The organism is Mesorhizobium sp. ORM8.1, assembly GCF_053005525.2.
Genome location: NZ_CM132600.1, coordinates 3,300,183 through 3,318,793 on the forward strand (window position 1 = coordinate 3,300,183; position 18,611 = coordinate 3,318,793).

Below are 18,611 nucleotides of genomic sequence, written 5' to 3' on the forward strand. Positions count from 1 at the left end.
AACCATACCGAGCAGATAGACATGGTCTCCAAACGCCTCAGCCGTGAAGCCGGCCATCGCAGGAAATTCCTGGCGATCATCGACGATACGCCCGAATGCGAACGCGCCGTCGCGTACGCCTCGAAGCGGGCGCAGAGCACCAGCGGCGTGCTGGTGCTGCTCTATGTCATCGAGCCGGACGACTTCCAGCACTGGCTGGGCGTGGAAAAGATCATGCGCGAGGAAGCAACCGCAACTGCGCGCGCGGCGCTCGACGGCTACGCCAACAAGGTGCGCCAGAAGCTCGGCATCGAGCCGGAGTTGGTCGTGCGCGAAGGCAAGCCGACCGAAGAGATCCACAAGCTGATCGAGGAAGACCAGGACATCGCCATCCTGGTACTGGCGGCCGGCGCCGGCAAGGAAGGCCCAGGACCGCTGGTCGGCGCCGTGGCCGGCAAGGGCGCAGCCTTCCCCATTCCGGTCACCGTGGTGCCGCAGAACCTCTCCGACGAGGAAATCGAGAGCCTCGCCTGACTTGCGAAGGCCTTTCGGCTGCGCTTGCCGCCCGACACTCGCAGCGCCACCGACCGAAGCCACCCGACGATAACGCTACCCTTGGCCGGCGTCCGCGGCGCGCCATTTGGAATCCTGCGCGACATTCCAATGGAGAACCGATGGACAGAACGAAACAAGGGGCAAGCCGACGCGGACAACCGGGGGCGAAAAATACGGGCGCCGGATCGTTGGTGCGTTCGCGCTCGGCAAGGGCGCAGGACAAGGCCCGGCAGACGCCTCATGCGCAGCGGGAGCGCAAGCATCGCGTCCTTGCCAAGGGCCATCCAGCCATGGTCGACAGCATCGCCGGGGCAATTACCGTCAAGAATCTCGATCTCTACTACGTCATCGCCTCGGATGCGCAGATACCGGTGAGCGACGGGCACGGCTTCGGGCTCTATTTTCACGACTGCCGTTTTATCGGCGGCTACCAGATGGCCATGGCGGGTCTGACGCCGGTTGTCTTGGCCTCGACAGCGCAAAAGGGTTACGCGACGCTCTTCGAATTGACCAATCCAGACCTGCACTCCAAGCAGGGCCGATTGATACCCAAGGACGAACTCGGCATTCGCTGGGAGCGCATCCTGGACGCCGAACAGACATGCGTAAGGGAAGTCGTGGCCATCCAGAATCTCGGACACGAGGCGCATGACTTTCCGCTGACCTTGCAGTTCGGCGCCGGCTTCGAGGACATCTTCAACGTCCGCGGGCTGGTGCGGCAGAATCTCGGCAGAGCCGAACGGCCTGCCTGGAGGAATGGCAGATTGCATTTCGCATATCGCGGCGCCGACCGGCTCCGCAGGACGGCAACGATCGCATTCTCGCCTCTGCCCGATGCCACGGAAAAGACGACGGCCGAATTCCGGATCGACGTGCCGGCGGGAGCGACGCGAACCATCGCGGTCACAATCGAGTTGCAGGAACATTCGGAGGATGCCGAGGCCAAGCAATTGAAACGCCCGGAGGCCACGCTCGATGGCCTTGCCGGCAAACTCCGGACGAACTCTGAAGAATGGCTGGAACAGCACACCAAGCTCGACAGCGACAGTGTTCTGCTCAACAGCATCATGGACAGATCGCTGCGGGATGTCGCGATGCTGCGCTCGGAACTGGGGAACCGCGGATACTTTGCCGCCGGCGTGCCCTGGTTTGTTGCTCTGTTCGGTCGCGACAGTCTGATCGTCGCGCTGGAAATGCTGGCCTTCCAGCCGGAGATCGCCGCTCAGACGCTACGCCTCCTCGCCAGCTATCAGGGAACCCGGGCGGATCGATGGCGGGAAGAACAGCCGGGCAAGATCCTGCACGAACTGCGCGTCGGCGAACTCGCGCGCGCAGGCGATGTTCCTCACGCCAGGTTCTACGGCACCGTGGACGCTACCCCGCTCTTCCTGTTGCTTCTCGGCCATTATGCCGCCTGGACGGGCGATCTCTGCCTGTTCCGCGAATTGCAGGGGCCGGTGGAAAAGGCGTTGGGTTGGATCGACAAGGCCGGAGACGATCGCGGTGAGGGCTATCTGAAGTATAGAAGCGGATCCAGCGAAGGACTTGTCAACCAGGGCTGGAAGGATTCGGGCGATGCGATCGTCAGGGCCGATGGCAGCCTCGCTAAGCCGCCGATCGCCCTTGTCGAGGTGCAAGGCTATGTCTTTGCCGCCAAACTGGCCATCGCCGACCTCTATGAGCGCAATGGCAATGCCGATCGCGCAAGGCAGCTTCGCCAGGAGGCTGAGAGGCTTCGAATACGCTTCAACCGCGACTTCTGGTGCGAGGACCAGGGCATCTTCGCCCTCGCGCTGGAAGCAGGAAGACGTCAGGTCTCGGTCGTTTCCTCGAACCCCGGACATGCGCTGTGGTGCGGCATCGCCGACCGCGACAAAGGCCGCAGGTCGGCGGCGCGGCTTATGCAGGACGACATGTTCAACGGCTGGGGCGTCCGCACGCTCGCCGCCTCGGAGCGTCGCTACAATCCTGTCGGCTACCATCTCGGAACCGTCTGGCCGCACGACAATGCGCTGGTGGCGGCTGGCTTGCGGGAATATGGCGAGCACGACGCGGCGTTGCGTATCTTCACGACGATCGCCGAGGCTGCGATGCACTTTCGTCATCACAGGCTGCCTGAAGCGATGGCGGGTTTTCCGCGCGCGGATTTCCAGGTCCCGGTGCACTATCCGGTGGCTTGTCACCCACAAGCTTGGGCAGCCGGCGCAGTGCCGTTCCTGCTTACGGTCTGCCTCGGCCTGGAGCCGGACGCTTTTGCGAACAAGCTGCGGATCGTGCGGCCGCGAATGCCCGATTTCGTGAACCGCATCGAGCTTCGCGGGTTGCGTATCGGCAAGGGCAGCGTCGATCTCGAATTCAGGCGAGCGGATGATGGCGCTGAGGTCGATATCCTGCAGACGAGCGGACAACTGGCTGTTGAAGTTGGAGGATGATGCTGCCACGGTTCGGACATTCCATCATGGCAAAATACTCCACCAGTCAGCTATTCGCGCGATGCGTTTCGCTTGAATATCCAGCCGATAGAGCCTATTTAGAATTATTCCAAACTATCGGCCCTGAAGGGCCTGGAGATACCCATGTTCATCCAGACCGAATCGACGCCGAACCCGGCGACGTTGAAGTTCCTGCCCGGTAAGGAAGTATTGCACGAAGGCACCGCCGATTTCCGCGATGCCGACAGCGCCGCCGAAGCATCGTCGCTGGCCGGCCGGCTGTTCGAAATCCCGGGCGTCACCGGCGTTTTCTTCGGCTATGATTTCATCACCGTCACCAAGGACGGCCCCGACTGGCAGCATCTGAAGCCGGCAATCCTCGGCGCCATCATGGAACATTTCATGTCGGGCGCGCCCGTCATGGCTCAGGCCGGCCCCGCCGCCGAGACCAGCGTGACCGGCGAATTCTACGACAAGGCCGACGAAGAGCTGGTCATCACCATCAAGGAACTGCTCGACACCCGGGTGCGTCCGGCGGTTGCCCAGGACGGCGGCGACATCACCTTCCGCGGTTTCGAGAACGGCACCGTGTTCCTGCACATGAAGGGCGCCTGCGCCGGCTGCCCGTCGTCGACGGCAACGCTGAAGCACGGCATCCAGAACCTGCTTCGCCACTTCGTTCCGGAAGTGCAGCAGGTCGAGCAGGTCGCCTGATAATTGTACTCCGCCGGCCGCCTGGCGCGGCGGATTGAGCGCTACCGCAAAAACAAAAAACCGGGCCCCAACAGCCCGGTTTTCTGTTTTTGGACGTCTTGTTGTTGCCTAGACGGTCCGCTTCCTAAACTTTTTGGTGCCTACAAAACGATGACCTTGGCGCCGATCGACGCGCGGTCGTAGAGGTCGATGATGTCCTGGTTCATCAGACGGATACAGCCCGACGACATCGCCTTGCCGATCGAGAACCATTCCGGGCTGCCATGCAGGCGGTAGCCCATGTCGCCGCCCTTGTTGAAGAGATACATGGCGCGGGCGCCGAGCGGGTTCTTCAGGCCCGGCTCCATGCCGCTGGCGAATTTGGCGAGCTCGGGCTGGCGCTTGATCATCTGCGAAGGCGGCGTCCAGGTCGGCCATTCGCGCTTCAGCGCGATATGGGCGGTGCCGTGCCACTCGAAACCCTCACGGCCGACGCCAATACCGTAGCGCATCGCCATGCCGTCGCCCTCGATGAAGTAGAGGAACTTGTTCTGCGTATCGACGATGATGGTGCCCGGCTTCTCGGAAGAGTCGTAGCGGACTTCCTGGCGATGATACTTGGCGGGAACCTTCTCGATAGGGATGCGCGGCAGCTGATAGCCGGCATCCGTCATCGCGCCATAGTTGTTGGTGAACAACTGACCGCCGATGGTGCTGCAGCCGCTGATCGCGGTCGACAGCGCAAGAGCGGCGAAAACTGCAAGCGACTTCAAGCGCATGAATAGGTCCGATGCCCCGCCTAAACGTTCGCGGCACGAGTCGGCCGCTTTCCTGCCATCATTCATGCTGGCATTTCTTTTGCTTGCCAAGCGGGCACTGCCTATATGGATAGGCTTAGGTGCCGGTAAGTGCCGAGCTGCGGCATTTCGGCAACAGCCTTCACAGGATTGTGAAGCAAAATCAATGGGGCAGCTCGAAGCGCTGCCGAGCATATCAAGGAGAGTGCCATGAATGTCGGTGATGCAGCCGAGCGTTCCGGCCTGCCGGCCAAGACCATCCGCTACTATGAGGAGATCGGCCTGATCCGCCCGGCGCGGGCCGATAACGGCTATCGCGATTACTCCGGCGACGACATCCATCGGCTGGCCTTCCTGCGCCGCGCGCGCAATCTCGGCTTCTCAATCGACGATTGCAGGCAGCTGACGGCGCTTTACCGGGACCGCGCCCGCGCCAGCCACGACGTGCGCGAGATCGCCGCCGCCCATGTGAGGGCGATCGAGGAGAAAGTACGCGAATTGCAGTCGATGCGCTCGACCCTGCAGACGCTGATACACGCGTGTCATGGAGATGAGCGGCCGGACTGTCCGATACTGGACGACATGGCGGGGATGACGAGCGACGACAGCAAGGCGGTGCACGCCTGATGCCCAGTGATGGGGAGAAGGTCGCTTGCCGGGATTGAGTTACCGGAGGCTCAGCCACGGGCTGCCTCCGGTAGCGCCATCTGGGCATCGATAGGTTGACCATGCCCTTATGGACCGGGCATAGAGGCTTCGAGGTCTGAGGCGGGACGGTGATGCATCGGTCTGCAAAACAGACGTAATGGGTTCAATTCCCATTCAGACCTTCAGTTCATCGGCAACGATTTAGGCGATTATCCGGTTGACATGCCCGAAGAGCCTTGCGCCGATCTCGCGCCTTTAGACCCATGCCTGCTAGGGATTCAGTCTCAATTGAGCGATTTCTAATGTGCCTATAAGTTGTGCAGTGCGGGGATGGGTTGTTGCCTGGTCCGCAAATGGCCGGCGCGGCCTCCCAAGCCCCCTGAGAGCCCCGGACCTGCGTCGGCCATTCCCCTACGGCTGGGTAGCGCCGGCCAAAGGATGCGCCGTTCATCCGCTGGTTTGGGGCTGGATCGAAGTAGCGGGCGACGGATTACTCTTCCCGCCGACAGCCTCCGCTAACCGAATATCCAAGTAACCCATCATAGCCATGACTAGAGCAAATATGCGCATGAGCATAACCGGTCTGATCCAGAATCTCTGTCGCAGGAAAAAGCAAACGACAAATCCCATGCCTGCGGGTACTACGGCAATTAATAGTATTGCGTCGACAGCTCGCGTTTAGCCCCCCTTCCCCAAGTAGGAGCTAAGTCATAGCGCGAACGGCCCGCCTTGTGGAAGGGTGGGCCGTTCTATTTCCTTTGCAGTCATTTCCCTAGGACTGGGTAGCGCTTAGCGTGGAATTTAGGGGTATTGGCTGCCTGCTAGCTGTCTAGCGCGACCTTCGGCCGTCGGCGATTTGCGCGTGAGTGGGGTACAAATGACCGCCATTTGCCCCGTAGTACGATCAAGATACTGCTTACAAGATTTATTGGGAGTGTCCGGGATACAAACATGGACGTTGATAGGCACAAGCTGCCCGCCCGGGAGTTCCCCGTACTCGGTATGGTTTGTGCATTTGGTCCTCGCGCTCGAATAAGGAACGTTCGCCTGGCTTGTGCACGCCGATGCACTGCCAGCAATGGCTATGACGATTGCTATGCGGATCATGTGTTCCCCCCGCCCCACTCGCGCACAGGTAGCATCGCAAGGCCTTTAGGGAAAGCCGGTCTGTCAACGACATAATCGCCCGATTTTACTGGGTTCAAACCGTGAACAAAATCTGGCATGATGCCGGCCATGCCTCTTATTTCCCCGATTCCCCTCAACCCTCTGATCGACGGCCGCCAGTCCGAACGCGCCATGCTGGTTCGGCGCGGCGTGCAGCGACTGCTCATGGAAATGGGCGCGCATGTGCTGCCGGAGCTGTCCCTGGCAACCGGGCGCCGTGCCGATCTCGTCGCGCTGACACGGAACGGCGATATCTGGATCATCGAGATCAAATCCTCGATCGAGGATTTCCGGGTCGACCGCAAATGGCCGGACTACCGGCTGCATTCGGACCGCTTCTTCTTCGCCACCCATCCGGGCGTGCCCGCGGAGATCTTTCCGGAGGAATGCGGCTTCATTCTTTCCGACGGCTACGGCGCGGAGATCCTGCGCGATGCGCCGGAGCACCGCATGGCGGCGGCAACACGCAAGGCACTGATGCTGCGGATCGCAAGGGCGGGCGCGGCGCGGCTCTTGGCGGCGGAGCTTGCAGGCGTCGCGGTGCCGGCGTTGGATGGCGAGAGCGAGTAGCCTGGCGCCGCGTCGGTGACAGGCCGGCCGCCGCGAGACCGGTCGCCGGAGCGGGCATTGCATGGGCGACCCGGCTTCCCAGAAAGATTTTGACCTCACACCGATGATTTTCACCGATCTCGGCTGTCCTGATGGGTAAGGCCCGCGCGGATGGTCCGGCGGCCCCGGAAAGAGGTAACCCATGGGATCGTTGCAAGGTCAGAATGTCGTCGTCGTCGGAGGCAGCCGCGGCGTCGGCCGCTACATCGTGGAAGCCGCGCTCCGCGAGGGGGCGAGCGTGCTCGCCGTCGCCCGCAATGCCGAGACGCTGAAGCAGTTCGCGTGGGAGAAGCCGGGCTTGAAGACACTGGCTGTCGATGCGACCAAAGAGTCCGCGCCCGATGCGGTGTTTGGCGCGCTTGCGCCGGACGTGCTGGTCATCTCGGCAGGCGCTCTTGCGCCGTCTGTGCCGGTGCAAGAGCAGAGCTGGGAGGTTTTCTCGGCAAATTGGGACATGGACGTCAAGGCGTCGTTCTTGTTCTGCCGGGCTGCGCTCCAGGGCCGGCTCAAGCCGGGAAGCCGGGTAGTGCTGATCGCCAGTGGCGGCGCCTTCAGCGGCGGGCCGCCGAATTCCGGCGGTTATGCCGGTGCAAAACGCATGCAGATATTCCTGGCAGGCCACAGCCAGAAGGAATCGGACCGGCTAGGCCTCGGCCTGCGCTTCATGGCGCTTTCGCCAGCGCGTATCATGCCTGGCACCGGCGTCGGCGATCACGGCATCGACGGGATTTCGGCCTATATGGGCATCAGCCGGGCAGACTTCCTGGCCGGCATGGCCGACATGCAGACGCCGGCCGATGTCGCGCGCGCCGTGGTCACACTTGCTGTCGCCCAAACGCAGGGCAGCTCGTTCGTGGTCAGCGGCAGCGGCCTTGCGGCGGCAGCATGAGGCGCGCAGGATGCCGGCCCACTTCAACACCGCAGGCTTCCCATGACAGACGCTCCCGCCCCGGTTGAGCTGTTGGGCCAACCAAGCGAGCCGATCCTTGATCGGCTGGCTTTCGAACGTCTGACGGTGGCACACCGGCGCGCGCTCAAGCTTCACTGTTACCGGATGATGGGCTCGCTGCACGAAGCGGACGACCTGGTCCAGGACACTTTCCTGCGCGCCTGGCGCGCAAGGTCGCAATTCGACGGCCGCGGTTCTGTCCGCGGCTGGCTCTACATGATTGCCACCAACAGTTGCCTCAACGCCATCAAGGCCCGCTCGATCGCGCATCGCATTCTTGAACACCCCGAGCGGCCGCCATCCGACGGACCTCCTCCCGAACTCTCCTGGCTGGAGCCTTACCCGGATACGGAACTGCCGGACCTCGCAGATGGCGAGCCTGGTCCCGAGGCGCGCTACGAGACCCGCGAAGCCGTGCAGCTCGCCTTCGTCGCTGCGATCCAGCTTTTGCCGCCCAGGCAACGCGCCGCGCTTTTGCTGTGCGACGTGCTGGGCTGGTCGGCGCTCGAAACGGCGCAGTTGCTGGGCGGGTCGACCGCTTCGATCAACAGCGCCTTGCAGCGGGCACGGGCAACGCTGGGGCAGCGATATCCGCAGGGACGTCCGTTGCAGCGGCCGCAGGCCCGCCCGGAAGAGATGGTGCTGCTCGAACGCTACATGCGCGCCTGGCAGGCCGCCAGCCTCGACGATCTCGTGGAACTCCTGCGCGAGGACGCCATCTATCACATGCCGCCGCGGCCGGAGTGGTATCGGGGACGCCAGGCGATCCGCGCTTTCATGGCAACTGTCTGGGGCAATTTTTCCGACTACCGGGCGGTGGCCACAAGGGCTAACGGCCAGCCTGCTGTCGGGCTCTACGCACTCAGCCGCAACGACCCTGTATGGCGAGCCCACTCGTTGCATATCATCGAGCCGGACGACGGCAATATCGCCGCGCTGACGATCTATGTGCCGCCACTCGGCCCCAGTCTGTTCGCGGCCTTCGGTCTGCCGCCGGCTTAGAGCGTTTCACCGTTTCACGGAAACGGCGAAGCGCTCTAACTCTTGTTTTTACGCAATTCCGGACGGAAAACCGCTTCACACTTTTCCTGGAATTGCTTTAGGTCTCGTCCTCAGTCTCACCCGCCGCCGGCGCCGTGAGCAGCACGGCGGCGCCAAGCAATGCAGCGACCAGCGAGCCGGCTAAAATGCCGACCTTCACTGCGTCCTGGAGCGCCGGGTCACTGGCGAAGGCGAGCAGGCCGATGAACAGGCTCATGGTGAAGCCGATGCCGCACAGCAGCGAAATGCCGATCATGTGCAGCCAGCCGGCATTGACCGGCAGGTCGGCGAGGCCGAGTCGGATGGCGATTGCGGACGAGCCGAAGACGCCGATCAGCTTGCCGAGAACCAGGCCAGCGGCGACGCCCAGCGTCAGCGGCTCGACAAGTGCTGCGGCGCTCAGGCCGCCGAGCGAGACGCCAGCGTTGGCGAAACCGAAGATCGGGATGACGAAGAAGGGAACCAGTTTGTGCAGGCCATGCTCCAGCCTGTGCAGCGGCGAATGCTCGGTGTCATGACCAATGCCGGGACTGCGTTCGAGCGGAATGGTGAGCGCCAGCGCCACACCGGCCAGCGTGGCGTGCACGCCCGATTTCAGCACCAGCACCCACAGCACCGCGCCGAGCACCAGATAGGGGACAAGGGTCATCACCCGCATGCGGTTGAGCACGACGAGCACCGCGATGACGGCGAAAGCCGCCGCCAGATAGGCGAGCGACAGGCCGCTTGTGTAGAACAGCGCGATGATGACGACGGCGCCAAGGTCGTCGATGATCGCCAGAGCGGTGAGGAAGACTTTCAGCGAGGCCGGCACGCGGCTGCCGAGCAGGGAGAGAACACCGAGCGCAAAGGCGATGTCGGTGGCGGTCGGGATCGCCCAGCCGGAGAGTGCCGCCTGGTTGTCGCGGTTGATCGCGACATAGACCAGCGCCGGCACCAGCATGCCGCCGGCGGCGGCGATGCCGGGCAGTACGCGGCGCGGCCAGGTCGACAGTTGGCCGTCCAGCACCTCGCGCTTGATCTCCAGCCCGACCAGCAGGAAGAACACGGCCATCAGGCCGTCATTGATCCAGTGCGAGACATTGAGCGGTCCGAGATAGGCGTGCAGGGCGGCGAAATAGGTTTCGGCCAAAGGCGAGTTGGCGACAATCAGCGCCAGCGCCGCGGTAACCATCAGGATGATGCCACCGGCCGCCTCGCCGTCAAGGAATTCGCGCAGGATCGATTTTGGTCGCTGGCCTTGCATATGTTCTCCGTTGCGGGGTTTCCCGGTCGGCGTCATTGGCGATGATGCGCAAGCACGGCTGGCGGCGCAAGGCTCACGTGCCTCGGATTATTGGCCGAGATCACGTCGTCGTCCTATGGCGGAGCGAAGCGGCGCAGACCATAGGATCCATGCCCGGACTTCAAAGCGCTGCTTCGGTAGAGAATTCTGCTCCGTTGCACTCGACGTCCGACATCACGGCATGGATCCCTGGGTCTTCGCTCCGCTTCGCGTCGCTACGCCCAAGGATGACGAAGCTAGGTCTACCGCGGCGCGCGTTTGGCCAGGATGCGCTGCAAGGTGCGGCGATGCATGTTCAGCCGGCGCGCGGTCTCGGACACGTTGCGGTCGCACATCTCGTAGACGCGCTGGATGTGCTCCCAGCGCACGCGGTCGGCCGACATCGGATTTTCCGGCGGCGCGGCGCGCTCGCCCGAGGTGCGGGTCAGTGCCGCGAAAACGTCGTCGGCGTCGGCCGGCTTGGACAGATAGTCGATAGCGCCGAGCTTGACGGCGGTAACCGCGGTGGCAATGTTGCCGTAGCCGGTGAGGATGATGGCGCGGGCGTCGCCACGCTTTTCGCGGATGGCGGCCACGACATCGAGGCCGTTGCCGTCGCCCAGCCGCATGTCGACCACCGCATAGGCCGGCGGATGGGCGCGCGCCTTGGCGACCGCCTCCTCCACGCTCTCGGCCGTCTCGACCACGAAGCCCCTTGTTTCCATGGCCCGAGCGAGCCGGGTGAGGAATGGCTTGTCGTCCTCGACGATCAACAGCGAGGTGTCATCGCCCTCAACCATTGCGCCAGTCGTTTCATCTCCGCTCATTATCGGCACCCTAACGACCTGAAGCGCTTTCGTATCGTTCTAGCGAACGCGTCTTAAGTCCCTGTTTCCAAGCATGTCATTTTTCCCGGAAACACTGCACGGTTTCGGGCGACATGCCTTACTTTTACGCAGATACAGTTCTGCAACAGCAATGTCCAATTTTTACAGCCGGCAACAGAGCTGCCATGCGGTAAATGCAAGGCTTGGAATTGCTCTAGGCATTGTCGAACATGGTTGCCGAGGCCAGGTCCTGGTTGAGAAAGAGGCCGCGCGGCCAGGCGATCTGAACCACGGCGCCTTCTCCGAGCCCGCTTGAATTGCGAAAATCGATCGTGGCGCCGGAGCGCTCGAGCAAGGTCTTGGCGATGAACAGCCCGAGGCCAAGGCCGCCGCCGGCCTCGGTGCCCTGGCGTGTCGACATATAGGGCTCGCCGATACGGTCGATGATCTCCGGCGGAAAACCGGGACCGTCGTCGATGATGGAGAACGTGACTTCCTCATTGTCCCAGGCCCAGCTTACGGTGACCGATTTGCGGGCGAAGTCGACAGCGTTCTCGACCAGGTTGCCAAGCCCATAGATGACGCCGGGGCTGCGCTGGCCGACAGGCTCGGGCCCGATACGCTCGCCGGGCCGCAACCGGATCGAGATGCCGAAATCGCGGTGCGGCGCCGTCACTTCCTCGACCAGCGAGGTGAGCGGCATGCGCGACATATGCACTTCGCCTTCCGAGGAAAGGCTGGTGAGCCGCTTCAGGATTTCGCGGCAACGCTCGCTCTGCGAGCGCAACAGCTTCACGTCCTCACCGTATTTCGGATCCTTGCCGAGCGCCTTTTCCATTTCCTTGGCGACGACGGTGATGGTGGCCAAAGGCGTGCCAAGCTCGTGCGCGGCGGCCGCTGCCAGCCCATCCAGCGCCGAAAGATGCTGCTCGCGCTGCAGCACCAGCTCGGTGGCGGTAAGCGCGTTGGCGAGCAGACGCGCTTCCGCGGCGACGCGGAAAGCATAGATGGCGGTGAAGGAGATCGAGGCGAAGACCGCCATCCACATGCCGGCGACATAGATGAACGGCATCGGCAAAGGCGAGCCCTCGTACCAGGGCAGCGGCTGATGGAAGAACACCAGAAGCGTGGCGGCGATCATGACCAGCGCGCCCAGAACCGAGGTGAGGCGCAGCGGCAGCGACGCCGCCGAAATGACGACCGGCACGGAAAGCAGGACCGAGAACGGGTTGGTCAGGCCGCCGGTCATGTAGAGCAGGCCGGTGAGCTGGATGCCGTCGAAGGTGAGGATGGCGAAGGCGGAAAGCGGCGTCAGCCGGTGCGCCGCCGGATAGCGGAAGGTGAGCCAAAGATTCATCCAGGCCGAGCAGGCGATGAGCGCAAAGCACATCGACACCGGCAACGGGAATTTCAGGCCGTAGGCGACGACCAGCACCGTCAGGCTCTGGCCGACGATGGCGAGCCAGCGCAGGCGGATCAGCGTGTTGAGCCGCAACCGCTGGCTCTGCTGGGAATCGGGCACGCGCAGGATGTTGATCATCGACTTACGATTATAGCCGCAGGAGGGTAAGCGCTAGTAGTGCTTTAAAGGCGGCTGGACAGACTAGCAGCTGGTGTTTCATCGTTCGTCTTGGTTCACCATCATAAACATCCGAGATTGGCCGAAGCACCCGCGACCTCGTCATCCACGGGCGGAGCGACGCGAAGCGGAGCGCAGACCCGAGGATCCATTCCGTTACCTTGACCATAGAATGCAGCGGAGCAGAATTCTGGACGGTCGCAACGTCTCGAAGTCACGGCATGGATCCTCGGGTCCGCGCGCGTCGCTACGCTCCTTGCTCCGCCCGTGGATGACGACGTGATGGGCGTTTGCGCCAATCGCAAACGTATAACCTCCGACAATGCGAGCGGCCCGCCAAGCTAAGGCTAGGTCCCGCGCGGCTTGGCGCGGCTGGTGGCGGCGGCCAGCAGCGGGTTTTCCGGCCAGACATGCCTGGGGTAGCGGCCACGCATGTCGGTGCGCACATCCGCCCAGGAACCGCGCCAGAAGCCGGGCAGGTCGCGCGTCGTCTGGATGGGGCGATGTGCCGGCGACAGGAGTTCGAGCGTCAGCGGCACGCTGCCATTGGCGATCGCGGGATGACGGTCGAGGCCGAACAGCTCCTGGACGCGGATCGCCAGCACCGGCCATTCGCCGTCGTAGCGGATCGGCACGTGGCTGCCGGATGGCGCATCGAAATGGGTCGGCGCCAGTGTATCGACCTTGCGCCGCAGATCATGCGGAACGAAGGCCATCAGCGCCGCCGAGAGGATGGCTGGCTTGATGGCCGCGAAAGAGGCGTCACCGGCAAGAAACGGCACCAGCCAATCGTCGAGGCGGTCCAGAAGCCCGGCATCCGAAACATCCGGCCAGGGCGCGCCAAGGCCGCGATGCAGCCAGCCAAGCCTTTGCCGCAGCGTCTGCGCGTCCTTGCCCCAGTCGAGCAGCGACAGGCCGTGCTCGCGCAAAGCGTCAAGGATGGCGCGGTCAGCGTCGGCGCCCGAAGGCGGCGGCAGCATGCGCTCGGACAGCGTGATGGCGCCGAGCCTGGCGGTTTCGCGCACGCGCACCGCGCGCCGCTCGCGGTCGAAGCTGGCCTTGCGCTTCGTCTCGATGCGGTCGGCAAGGGCGGCGCGGATGTCGGCTTCGTCGACGGGCGCAGCAGCGGTGATACGAGCGTTCTGCGCCTTGCCCTGCAGGTCGGCGACAACCAGCCAGGTCTCGCCGGCCAATGGATCGGCGGCGTCGACCATGGCGCCGGAGCCGTTTGCCAGCACGAAGCGGCCACGCTCGCCGCGCGCCCGTGCGACGCGATCCGGCCAGGCATGGATCAAGAGAGCGCCGGCCGAGGCCGCCTCGCCACCTTGCCCGCCGCCAGCCTGTCTCGCGAGACGCTCGGCGAGTTGCCGCGCCGCATTGGCGCGCGGCGACTTCTCGCCGCGAAAGCGGATCAATCGCCGCTCCAGATCGGCACTGTCGGCGCCCAACCCGCGCTCGGTCAGCAGCACGGCAAGCGTGGCCGCCGCGAGCGCCTGTCCTGTCTTCGCCGCCTCGGCCACCATATGCGCCAATCGCACCGGCAGCGCGAGCTTGCGCATGGCAGCACCCGCCTCCGTCAGCCGGCCGGCGTCGTCGATGGCATGCAGCGCCTCGAGCAGCGTGCGGGCCTCGTTGAGCGCCGGCGTCGGCGGCGGATCGAGGAAAGACAGGCTCGACGGATCGGCGACGCCAAAGGCGGTGCAGTCGAGCAGCAGGCCGGACAGATCGGCCTCGAGGATTTCCGGCGGCGTGAAGGCGGGAAGCGCCGCGGTCTGTTCGGCGCGCCACAGGCGGACGGCGACGCCAGGCTGCGTGCGACCGGCGCGGCCGGCGCGCTGGTCGGCCGAGGCCTTGCTGACGCGCACTGTTTCCAGACGAGTGAGGCCACTCGCCGGCTCGTAGCGCGGTAAGCGCGACAGGCCGGAATCGATGATGACGCGGACGCCGTCGATGGTGATCGAGGTTTCGGCGATCGACGTCGCCAGCACCACTTTGCGGCGACCCGCCGGCGCCGGTTTGATGGCTTGATCCTGCGCCCGATTGTCAAGTTGGCCGTAGAGCGGCACGATATCGGTATCGGCGCCAACAGCGCCCAGAAGCCGCTCGGCGGTGCGCTCGATCTCGCGTTGTCCGGGCAGGAAGGCGAGCACGCTGCCCGGCTCCGTGGCGAGCGCCGAACGGATGGCCTTGGCCATCGCATCCTCGATGGCCACTCCGGCGGGCCGTTCGTCGTAGCGGATATCGACCGGGAAGGCGCGGCCTTCGCTTTCGATCACCGGCGCGCCGGAAAGCAGTTTGCCGACACGGGCGCCGTCGAGCGTCGCCGACATGACCAGCAGGCGCAGGTCCGGCCTGAGTGCGCCCTGGACATCGAGCGCCAGCGCCAGGCCGAAATCGCCGTCGAGCGAGCGCTCATGGAATTCGTCGAAGATCACCGCCGAGACGCCGGGCAATTCCGGGTCGTCGAGGATCATGCGTGACAACACGCCTTCGGTGACAACGAGAACCTTTGTACGCGCCGAGGTGCGGTTTTCCATGCGCATGGCATAGCCGACGGCGCCGCCGGGTTCCTCGCCGAGCAGTTCGGCCATGCGGCGGGCGGCGGCGCGGGCGGCCAGCCGGCGCGGCTCGAGCAGGACGATTTTACCTGTGCCGAGCCAGGCCGCATCGAGCAGCGCCAGCGGCACCAATGTCGTCTTGCCGGCGCCGGGCGGCGCCACCAACACGGCGCTGTTGCGCTCAGAGAGCGCATCGCCGAGCGCCGGCAGCACGGCTGTGACCGGAAGCTCCGGCAAGGGTTTCGTCGTCATCGTGCCCGCATATCAGCGGTCGCGGTCGTCACGCAATGTACGAGGCCGGCTGCGGATCAAAGCCGATTGCGCGAAAACGGGTTCCAGCGCACGGTGCCGAGCCTCACCTCTTCGCGCACCATCGTCAGCAGGCCGGAGCCGCCCACCACCGCAAGGCCGACCAATGACAGCCAGTCGGGATATTCCTTGAAGAACAGGGCGCCGAGAATAACCGCCCAGACGATCTGCGAATAATGCGTCGGCGCGATGCGGTTGGCCGGCGCGTATTTGACGGCAAGCAGCTGCAGCAATTGTCCGCCGGCGGTGAAGACACCGGCCAGCATCAGCCAGACCAATTGCCCGAGACCGGGCAGGATGAACGACGTCGTGGCGGCACCCACCCCGTTGAACACCAGGCCGTAACCGACCAGCGCGCCGAGGATCGTCGTGCGCTTTTCCTGCTGGGCGAGCGAGCGCATCAGGATGACGCTGGTGGCGGCGAGGAAAGCGTTGGCAAAGGCGGCGAGATGGCCGAGATGCAGTTCGCGAAAGCCGGGACGCACCACCAGCATGACGCCGACAAAGCCGGCGACCACGGCCAGCCAGCGCCAGGGGCCGACCTTCTCTTTCAGGATGACGGTCGACAGGATGGTGACCAGCAGCGGCGCCAGGAAGATCAGCGCATAGACCTCCGCCAGCGGAATGGTGGTGAAGGCAAAGACGCTGAGCACGCCCGACGCGATGCCCGCCAAGGCGCGGGCCTGCACCGCCCACGGCCTTCTGGTGCGCCAGGCATCGCGCCAACGCTCGTCCTTGGGCTTGGTGAAGAATAGAAAGCAGCCGGCAAACAAGGTCGAGAAAAAGCCGATCTCGAAGACGGTGAACTGTCCGCCCAGGCTCTTGATAACGGCGTCGCTGCACGAATAGCTTGCATAGGCGACCAGGGCGAGCAGGATTCCGTTCGGCACTTTACCATTTCCGGGAGAGAAGACTTGAAGATATTGGCGCTGGGCGCACATCCCGACGACATCGAGATATTCATGTTCGGTACGCTGGCCGCCTATGCAGCGCAAGGCGCAGAGCTGATATTTGCGATAGCCACGGACGGCGCCAAGGGCGGCAAGGGCGACCCGACTGTCCTGGCTCGTGTCCGCCGCGAGGAAGCGGCGGCGGGCGCAGGCCTGATTGGCGCCGTGCCGCGCTTACTGGACTTCCCCGACGGCGCGCTGATTGCCGACGCCGCGTTGATTTCGGGGCTGAAAGCGCTGATCGGCGAGGTGAAGCCGGACCTCGCCATCACGCATGCGCCGAACGACTATCACGCCGACCACCGCGCACTGTCGGACGGCGTGCGCATCGCGGCCTCGTTCGCGGTGCCTGTGCTGCATGCCGACACGATGGGCGGCACCGGCTTTTCGCCGACACACTATGTCGACATTTCCGCCCACCGCGATGTCAAGGCGCAGGCGATCCGGGCGCATCGGTCGCAGATGCCGGAGCAATATGTCGAGAGGGCGCGCGCCCAGAATGAATTTCGCGCCGGGCAGTGCAACAGCGTCCCAGGCTCACTGGCCGAGGCCTTCCGCTTCGAGCCGACATTTCCCTTCGCCGACATCCGCGCATTGCTGCCGCCCGCGCCGCCGGTACGGCCGGTGACGCCACAGGCAAGCATCGTTGGCGAAGCCGGCTGAGCGGTTAAAGGTCGAGCTCTTCAGCAGCTTTTCCCAAATGATTTCAATCACCCGTTTCGTCATGCTGCGACGCAGCAACGAATTCGCTTGCCTTGTTTAGTAAAAATTGCATCACTAAACAAATTACTAAACATCGGCGCTGCGCCCGCCATGTTTGGGCCCTCGGAGGAGCGAGGGTTGAGGGGCTCTTGAAACCGTCATTCGGACGCGTTTCGCAAATGGGAGGTAAGGCATGAAATCGACCTTGAAACTGGCGTTGGGACTGGCCTCGGCGATCTTTGCGTCGACAGCCGTCTCGAACGTCGCGCATGCGGAAGACCTGACGCTGTGCTGGGCGGCCTGGGATCCGGCCAACGCGCTCGTGGAACTGTCCAAGGACTTCACCAAGGAAACCGGTATCGGCATGAAGTTCGAGTTCGTGCCGTGGACCAACTATGCCGACCGCTTCCTCAACGAGCTCAACTCACACGGTAAGCTCTGCGATCTGATCATCGGCGACAGCCAGTGGATCGGCGGCGCGGCCGAGAACGGCCACTACGTCAAGCTGAACGACTTCTTCGACAAGGAGAAGATCAGCATGGACGACTTCGTGCCGGCAACCGTGGTCGGCTATTCCGAATGGCCGAAGAACACGCCGAACTACTGGGCGTTGCCGGCCATGGGCGACGTCGTCGGCTGGACCTATCGCAAGGACTGGTTCTCCAAGCCCGAGCTGCAGAAGGAATTCAAGGAAAAATACGGCTGGGAGCTTGGGCCGCCCAAGACCTACGACCAGCTGATGCAAATCGCCGAGTTCTTCCAGAAGCGGCAGATCGACGGCAAGACGGTCTACGGCGCCTCGATCTACACCGAGCGCGGCTCGGAAGGCATCACCATGGGCGTCACCAACGTCCTTTACGACTACGGCTTCGACTATCAGAACCCGAACAAACCCTACGACATGAAGGGCTTCGTCAACTCGGCGGACGCAGCCAAGGGCCTCGAATTCTACAAGAAGCTATATGATTGCTGCACGCCTCCCGGGTCGTCGAACGTCTACATGGGCGAATCGGCCGACGCCTTCAAATCGGGCCAGGTTGCCTTGCATATGAACTTCGCCTTCACCTGGCCCGGCCTCTACAAGGACGAGAAAGTAGGCGGCGACAAGATCGGCTTCTTCACCAATCCCGCGGGTCCGAAGGGGCATTTCGCCCAGCTCGGCGGCCAGGGTATCTCGGTCGTCTCCTATTCCGACAAGCAGGCATCCGCGCTGAAATACATCAAATGGTTCGCCAACAAGGATGTGCAGGCCAAATGGTGGGCGCTGGGCGGCTACTCCTGTCTCAATGCGGTGGTGAACGACCCCAAGTTCCCGGCCAGCCAACCCTACGCGCAGGCCTTCCTCGACTCGATGGCGATCGTGAAGGATTTCTGGGCCGAGCCGAGCTACGCCACGCTTTTGCAGGCAATGCAGAAGCGCGTTCATGACTATGTGGTGGCCGACAAGGGCACCGCGCAGGAAGCGCTCGACAGTCTGGTCAAGGACTGGACGCAGACCTTCCAGGATGACGGCAAGATGTAAGGCTCCTCCCGAGCCAGACCGACGCGTCCC

General features: G+C 63.7%; 15 protein-coding genes and 1 tRNA gene. 10 read left to right on the plus strand and 6 right to left on the minus strand.

What is annotated here, in order from left to right; translation table 11 throughout:
- Window positions 1-21 precede the first annotated feature (21 nt).
- The 3 genes from ACVDG8_RS16630 (at window position 22) to ACVDG8_RS16640 (ending at window position 3,680) form a co-directional block, all read left to right on the plus strand.
- Window positions 22-513 (plus strand): universal stress protein, encoded by a 492-nt coding sequence (locus tag ACVDG8_RS16630; protein WP_447255628.1) that lies wholly within the window; start codon window positions 22-24, stop codon window positions 511-513.
- A 140-nt stretch (window positions 514-653) separates the two neighbouring features.
- Window positions 654-2,966, plus strand: a complete 2,313-nt coding sequence (locus tag ACVDG8_RS16635) for an amylo-alpha-1,6-glucosidase (RefSeq protein WP_447255629.1) — start codon at window positions 654-656, stop codon at window positions 2,964-2,966.
- Between the two features lie 144 nt (window positions 2,967-3,110).
- Entirely contained in the window at window positions 3,111-3,680 is a 570-nt protein-coding gene (locus ACVDG8_RS16640; RefSeq protein ID WP_447255630.1) for a NifU family protein, read from the plus strand.
- A 140-nt stretch (window positions 3,681-3,820) separates the two neighbouring features.
- Here ACVDG8_RS16640 and ACVDG8_RS16645 read toward each other — a convergent pair whose 3' ends face one another.
- The gene (locus ACVDG8_RS16645) at window positions 3,821-4,438 is read right to left on the minus strand and encodes a L,D-transpeptidase (RefSeq protein WP_447255631.1); all 618 of its coding nucleotides are present in this window, start codon (window positions 4,436-4,438) and stop codon (window positions 3,821-3,823) included.
- A 228-nt stretch (window positions 4,439-4,666) separates the two neighbouring features.
- On the opposite strand from ACVDG8_RS16645, the gene cueR reads away from it, so the two are divergent.
- The 5 genes from cueR (at window position 4,667) to ACVDG8_RS16670 (ending at window position 8,831) form a co-directional block, all read left to right on the plus strand.
- Complete coding sequence (gene cueR, locus ACVDG8_RS16650; protein ID WP_447255632.1) at window positions 4,667-5,083, plus strand: Cu(I)-responsive transcriptional regulator; 417 nt, start codon at window positions 4,667-4,669, stop codon at window positions 5,081-5,083.
- Between the two features lie 133 nt (window positions 5,084-5,216).
- A tRNA-Cys gene (locus tag ACVDG8_RS16655) sits at window positions 5,217-5,286 on the plus strand.
- A 1,054-nt stretch (window positions 5,287-6,340) separates the two neighbouring features.
- On the plus strand, window positions 6,341-6,841 hold the full coding sequence (locus ACVDG8_RS16660; RefSeq protein WP_447255633.1) for an MmcB family DNA repair protein: 501 nt from the start codon (window positions 6,341-6,343) through the stop codon (window positions 6,839-6,841).
- Between the two features lie 181 nt (window positions 6,842-7,022).
- Window positions 7,023-7,769, plus strand: a complete 747-nt coding sequence (locus tag ACVDG8_RS16665; RefSeq protein WP_447255634.1) for an SDR family oxidoreductase — start codon at window positions 7,023-7,025, stop codon at window positions 7,767-7,769.
- A gap of 42 nt (window positions 7,770-7,811) precedes the next feature.
- The gene (locus ACVDG8_RS16670; protein ID WP_447255635.1) at window positions 7,812-8,831 is read left to right on the plus strand and encodes an RNA polymerase subunit sigma-70; all 1,020 of its coding nucleotides are present in this window, start codon (window positions 7,812-7,814) and stop codon (window positions 8,829-8,831) included.
- A 97-nt stretch (window positions 8,832-8,928) separates the two neighbouring features.
- Here the strand turns inward: ACVDG8_RS16670 and nhaA are convergent, their stop codons facing one another.
- The 5 genes from nhaA to ACVDG8_RS16695 all read right to left on the minus strand — a co-directional run bounded on the left by nhaA (window position 8,929) and on the right by ACVDG8_RS16695 (window position 16,297).
- A complete protein-coding gene (nhaA, locus tag ACVDG8_RS16675) occupies window positions 8,929-10,116 on the minus strand; it encodes a Na+/H+ antiporter NhaA (RefSeq protein WP_447255636.1) in 1,188 nt (395 codons plus the stop codon).
- A 281-nt stretch (window positions 10,117-10,397) separates the two neighbouring features.
- The gene (locus ACVDG8_RS16680; protein ID WP_447255637.1) at window positions 10,398-10,961 is read right to left on the minus strand and encodes an ActR/PrrA/RegA family redox response regulator transcription factor; all 564 of its coding nucleotides are present in this window, start codon (window positions 10,959-10,961) and stop codon (window positions 10,398-10,400) included.
- Window positions 10,962-11,175: 214 nt separating this feature from the next.
- Window positions 11,176-12,501 (minus strand): ActS/PrrB/RegB family redox-sensitive histidine kinase, encoded by a 1,326-nt coding sequence (locus ACVDG8_RS16685; protein WP_447255638.1) that lies wholly within the window; start codon window positions 12,499-12,501, stop codon window positions 11,176-11,178.
- A gap of 386 nt (window positions 12,502-12,887) precedes the next feature.
- Entirely contained in the window at window positions 12,888-15,350 is a 2,463-nt protein-coding gene (gene hrpB, locus ACVDG8_RS16690) for an ATP-dependent helicase HrpB (protein WP_447255639.1), read from the minus strand.
- Window positions 15,351-15,406: 56 nt separating this feature from the next.
- On the minus strand, window positions 15,407-16,297 hold the full coding sequence (locus tag ACVDG8_RS16695) for a DMT family transporter (protein WP_447255640.1): 891 nt from the start codon (window positions 16,295-16,297) through the stop codon (window positions 15,407-15,409).
- Between the two features lie 24 nt (window positions 16,298-16,321).
- Between ACVDG8_RS16695 and ACVDG8_RS16700 the strand changes: the two genes are divergently transcribed.
- Entirely contained in the window at window positions 16,322-17,020 is a 699-nt protein-coding gene (locus ACVDG8_RS16700) for a PIG-L deacetylase family protein (protein ID WP_447255641.1), read from the plus strand.
- Window positions 17,021-17,252: 232 nt separating this feature from the next.
- The gene (locus ACVDG8_RS16705) at window positions 17,253-18,581 is read left to right on the plus strand and encodes an ABC transporter substrate-binding protein (RefSeq protein WP_447255642.1); all 1,329 of its coding nucleotides are present in this window, start codon (window positions 17,253-17,255) and stop codon (window positions 18,579-18,581) included.
- Window positions 18,582-18,611 lie beyond the last annotated feature (30 nt).

What these genes read in the sequence shown, in the direction of transcription:
- ACVDG8_RS16630 (WP_447255628.1), top strand. Translation starts at nt 22, where the DNA reads ATGGTCTCCAAACGCCTCAGCCGTGAAGCCGGCCATCGCAGGAAATTC.
- ACVDG8_RS16635 (WP_447255629.1), top strand. Translation starts at nt 654, where the DNA reads ATGGACAGAACGAAACAAGGGGCAAGCCGACGCGGACAACCGGGGGCG.
- ACVDG8_RS16640 (WP_447255630.1), top strand. Translation starts at nt 3,111, where the DNA reads ATGTTCATCCAGACCGAATCGACGCCGAACCCGGCGACGTTGAAGTTC.
- ACVDG8_RS16645 (WP_447255631.1), bottom strand. Translation starts at nt 4,438, where the DNA reads ATGCGCTTGAAGTCGCTTGCAGTTTTCGCCGCTCTTGCGCTGTCGACC.
- cueR (WP_447255632.1), top strand. Translation starts at nt 4,667, where the DNA reads ATGAATGTCGGTGATGCAGCCGAGCGTTCCGGCCTGCCGGCCAAGACC.
- ACVDG8_RS16660 (WP_447255633.1), top strand. Translation starts at nt 6,341, where the DNA reads ATGCCTCTTATTTCCCCGATTCCCCTCAACCCTCTGATCGACGGCCGC.
- ACVDG8_RS16665 (WP_447255634.1), top strand. Translation starts at nt 7,023, where the DNA reads ATGGGATCGTTGCAAGGTCAGAATGTCGTCGTCGTCGGAGGCAGCCGC.
- ACVDG8_RS16670 (WP_447255635.1), top strand. Translation starts at nt 7,812, where the DNA reads ATGACAGACGCTCCCGCCCCGGTTGAGCTGTTGGGCCAACCAAGCGAG.
- nhaA (WP_447255636.1), bottom strand. Translation starts at nt 10,116, where the DNA reads ATGCAAGGCCAGCGACCAAAATCGATCCTGCGCGAATTCCTTGACGGC.
- ACVDG8_RS16680 (WP_447255637.1), bottom strand. Translation starts at nt 10,961, where the DNA reads ATGAGCGGAGATGAAACGACTGGCGCAATGGTTGAGGGCGATGACACC.
- ACVDG8_RS16685 (WP_447255638.1), bottom strand. Translation starts at nt 12,501, where the DNA reads ATGATCAACATCCTGCGCGTGCCCGATTCCCAGCAGAGCCAGCGGTTG.
- hrpB (WP_447255639.1), bottom strand. Translation starts at nt 15,350, where the DNA reads ATGACGACGAAACCCTTGCCGGAGCTTCCGGTCACAGCCGTGCTGCCG.
- ACVDG8_RS16705 (WP_447255642.1), top strand. Translation starts at nt 17,253, where the DNA reads ATGAAATCGACCTTGAAACTGGCGTTGGGACTGGCCTCGGCGATCTTT.